Genomic DNA, 502 nt, shown 5'->3' on the forward strand with positions numbered 1-502 from the left:
GGTCACACAAATTGCTGAACTAAGTCGACGAGCCAATCTGGACGGAATAGCTGCCTTCGGTATGCCCGTGGGATCGCTCGGAATGGAGTCAGGTGACCGACGCAGCGCCTACCCGGTAATTGGGATGAGCAAGTCAAGGGGAGAGACGGTTTTACAGGATTTTCGGGCCCGCTAGTGGCTGAGGAACCGCTCTACTAAACTGGTTGAATACCGGATACCGGGTTTCGAAAAAGCTACAGCCGGCTGATCAAATCTTCCGGCTGGAGTCTGATTAGCGGATCGCTGTATCCAAGCAAATATTAGTCGAAAATTTCCCGTAAAAACGATTTCTTATGATAAACCTGCTCTTCCTGATGCCTCGACTGATTCTGATGGCCGTTCTGATATCCGTCCCGCCAACCACCACCGTGACCAGGCTGCGGCGCGGAGTGGCCGTGCTTAGTGCCGCGTTTGTTGTCATGGTGGCCAGAAGACGGCTGGGCATACACAGGTTCAGACGGAG

At 53.6% G+C, this 502-nt stretch carries 1 protein-coding gene; it reads right to left on the minus strand.

Annotated elements, in window-relative coordinates; genetic code table 11:
* Positions 1-299 precede the first annotated feature (299 nt).
* Positions 300-502: hypothetical protein (locus tag KMS84_RS43795; protein ID WP_256921276.1), on the minus strand; the 203-nt coding region annotated here is incomplete at its 5' end.

Source organism: Streptomyces hilarionis (assembly GCF_024539675.1).
GTDB classification, from domain to species: Bacteria; Actinomycetota; Actinomycetes; order Streptomycetales; family Streptomycetaceae; genus Streptomyces; species Streptomyces hilarionis.